Here is a 3,063-nt window from a genome sequence, read left to right as displayed (position 1 = left end):
CACACCAACCTGGCCGGGCTGCCGGAACAGCTCACCGATACTGACGGCAATACGGTGTGGCACAGCGAGTACCAGGCCTGGGGCAGAACGCGGGACGAATGGCATGATCGGCAGGCCGGGCGTGAGCAGAACCTGCGGTTTCAAGGCCAGTACCTTGACCGCGAAACCGGGCTGCACTACAACACCTTCAGGTTTTTTGATCCGGATGTGGGGCGGTTTACCCAGCCGGATCCGATTGGGTTGGCGGGAGGGCTGAACCTCTATAGTTACGGACCGAACCCTGCTCAATGGGTCGACCCTTTAGGCTTACAACGCTGTGAGAACCTCCCTAATGGTCAGACCATTTCCGAATTCGAGCGAAGCCTCGCCTTTTTGCCACCAGCAGAGAGAGTGTCTGTAGTGAGGGAGATGGCTGACCAAGTTGCGAAATCTCGCTCTTGGACAAGAGCAAAAAGAGTAGAAAGACTAAACACTGGCAGAACAGTGTACACCGACGACAAGCATTACTACTCACTCGACACGCAACACGGAAGATTTGAAAAAATAGACATGAAGAAAGGAAAGCACTTAGGAGAGGTCGACATGAACACAAGCCCAATACCAAATTCATTGGACCCAAGCGGTAAACACGACCTGCGAGTTAGGTAATGAAGAAATTAATTAACTATACAACCAATGATTTACCAAGAGGCGTGGTACTGAGATTCCCAGCAACGTGGCCTTATGAGAATTTCGTTGACGCATTGCTGGTTAGCCTCCCGGACGACAACACCGGACATACCCTAGTAATTGCAACAGGGCACAAAGCCGGCCTGGTATTAATCCACCTCCCTAAAGAGTGCGAGTCCCGACAAAGCAGATCACTGAGCAAACAGTGGCTTATAGACAATTGGTCAAAATGGGTTTATCCAGAGTGTCGGGTTGAGGATGTTTATATTTTGGAGCACTATGCGCCACCCTTACCTCCCGAATAGCCAGAGCCCATACATGGAGCACCTATCAAATCAACAGCTCCTGCAACGAGGTACATTGCCCTTCCGTCGCCGCCGTATTGTCATCCACTGCTATGAGGTTGAAATCGACCGTACGGCGAGCTATGGATCTACGTTAACGAGGTAGCATAGGGAACTCGCAAAATAGAGGAGCTCATTTCAATGATGAGCCAGGCAACCACTATAATTACCGAAATTAAAACTAACAGCAGTAAAAATGTCTTTCAGGAGAATGATGTAATTCATCTTGGCAGAGCTGTAAATCCAGATGAATGCAGCCTAACTGCAATTAGCTGGACATCGACAGGGCGTTCATGGCAAACCCAGTTAAACATACTTAAAACTCTGTACACGGGCTTTAAAAGTGCGACTTCAGAGCAAAATATTTGGCTCCTTATGGGATTTTCCTCATGGCAGCCAGATAATCGCATTACCCGTCACAGAAGGTTGTGGGGCGGCTTAAAAGCAAGAGGTGTCGAAATTTTCATGGCAAGGATCATCAAGAGTACCTTATTGAAGGAAGGGAAGGCATTAAATTTTTTGGGGCGATAAATCTGTCCGAGCCATCCCTAACATCTACACTGTCCGCCATATTAAGCGAGCGCGCCTCTTATATTGTAGGCTTACCCAAGAACTGCGATATTGCTACTTTTTTAAATCCAGGATGGGTAGGTAAAATCACTGAAGATATAAATCTTATTTGCAGTATTAGTCATTCAAGCGGCTTTATATTGAAGCCAATTGGCGAATTTGATGATGCAGAGCGCGGGTTTGTGTATTTAGGGCCATCGGATATTGCTCGAAAAATAAATATGTTTAAAAACAACTGATAAACGCAACTTGGTGATGGAAGCACACATCTTAAGACGCCCTCGGCCAACTGCTCAGTGAGACCAATAGCGCCGGCCTGTTGCAGTACGACTACGACGCGCTGGGCAACCTGCAAACCCTGACCCTGCCCGATCAGCGTCAGCTCAACCATTTGTACTACGGCAGCGGCCATCTGCATCAAATCAATTTGGGTGGCCGGGTGATCAGCGACTTCGAGCGCGATCACCTGCATGACGAGATCTTGCGCACCCAGGGCAGCCTGCTGACCCGCACCCGTTACGACCGCAACGGCCGCCTCAGCCAGAAGGCGCTGCATTATCAAAATGTCGCCAGCGAAGCGTTGCCGTTGTTGCAGAAGGACTACCAGTACGATGCCAGCGACAATCTGGTGACCGAGATACTGACCCAGACCCAGCAACCTAGCGCCAGCCGACCGGCCACGGCGGCCAATGACGACAGCCTGGTCGGGCGATTCCACGGCCACTCCTCGACCGGCAAGAGCTATCAAGGCAGCGCGCAATACGGCTACAACCCCGTCGAGCAGCTCCAGAGCATGCACCGCACCAATCCTAGGGAGCAGGGCCAGCATATCGAAAGCCTCAACTACGACCCGGCCGGTAACCTGTTCGACGGCTACCGGGTCAACGGCCAGATCAAGCAAAACCGGGTGCATGTGTATCAGGACAAACGTTATCGCTACGACCGCTTTGGGCGGCTGAGCGAAAAGCGTATTGGCAGCAGCCGCATCCAGCGTTTCGAATACGACGCGGAACACCGTCTGATCGAGGTACATCAACGGAACGGCGCCCTGCGCCAGCGCGTGGTGTTCGGCTACGACCCGCTGGGGCGGCGTATCAGCAAGCAGGTGTATAACGATGACGCCAGTGAACCGAGCAACCGCACGCTGTTCCACTGGCAGGGCTTGCGCCTGCTGGAAGAGGTACAGGACGGCAGGCCCAGCCTGTACGTGTATGCCGATCCGGGCAGCTATGAACCGCTGGCACGCCTTGATGGCAAGCCCGGTAGTGAAGCGATCTTCTACTTCCACACCAACCTGGCCGGGCTGCCGGAACAGCTCACCGATACTGACGGCAATACGGTGTGGCACAGCGAGTACCAGGCCTGGGGCAGAACGCGGGACGAATGGCATGATCGGCAGGCCGGGCGTGAGCAGAACCTGCGGTTTCAAGGCCAGTACCTTGACCGCGAAACCGGGCTGCACTACAACACCTTCAGGTTT

At 52.7% G+C, this 3,063-nt stretch carries 4 protein-coding genes; all 4 read left to right on the top strand.

Annotation, left to right across the window (positions count from 1 at the left end; all coding sequences use genetic code 11):
- A partial coding sequence (locus tag ACE04F_RS21890) for an RHS repeat-associated core domain-containing protein (protein WP_486109893.1) occupies positions 1–648 on the top strand: 648 nt, incomplete at its 5' end.
- The gene (gene imm45, locus ACE04F_RS21885; protein WP_486109892.1) at positions 648–974 is read left to right on the top strand and encodes an Imm45 family immunity protein; all 327 of its coding nucleotides are present in this window, start codon (positions 648–650) and stop codon (positions 972–974) included. The genes ACE04F_RS21890 and imm45, both read left to right, overlap by 1 nt.
- 180 nt (positions 975–1,154) lie before the next feature.
- Positions 1,155–1,544 carry a hypothetical protein gene (locus ACE04F_RS21880; protein ID WP_486109891.1) on the top strand — a complete coding sequence of 130 codons (390 nt, stop codon included), beginning with the start codon at positions 1,155–1,157 and terminating at the stop codon, positions 1,542–1,544.
- A gap of 358 nt (positions 1,545–1,902) precedes the next feature.
- A partial coding sequence (locus ACE04F_RS21875; protein WP_486109890.1) for an RHS domain-containing protein occupies positions 1,903–3,063 on the top strand: 1,161 nt, incomplete at its 3' end.

Source organism: Pseudomonas sp. AGC41 (assembly GCF_057334555.1).
The sequence above is the reverse complement of the archived record's forward strand: the minus strand, read 5'-3'. Positions and strand labels throughout refer to the sequence as shown.

Excerpts from the sequence above, each read along its gene's own strand:
- ACE04F_RS21880 (WP_486109891.1), top strand. The coding sequence starts at position 1,155 with ATGATGAGCCAGGCAACCACTATAATTACCGAAATTAAAACTAACAGC.
- imm45 (WP_486109892.1), top strand. The coding sequence starts at position 648 with ATGAAGAAATTAATTAACTATACAACCAATGATTTACCAAGAGGCGTG.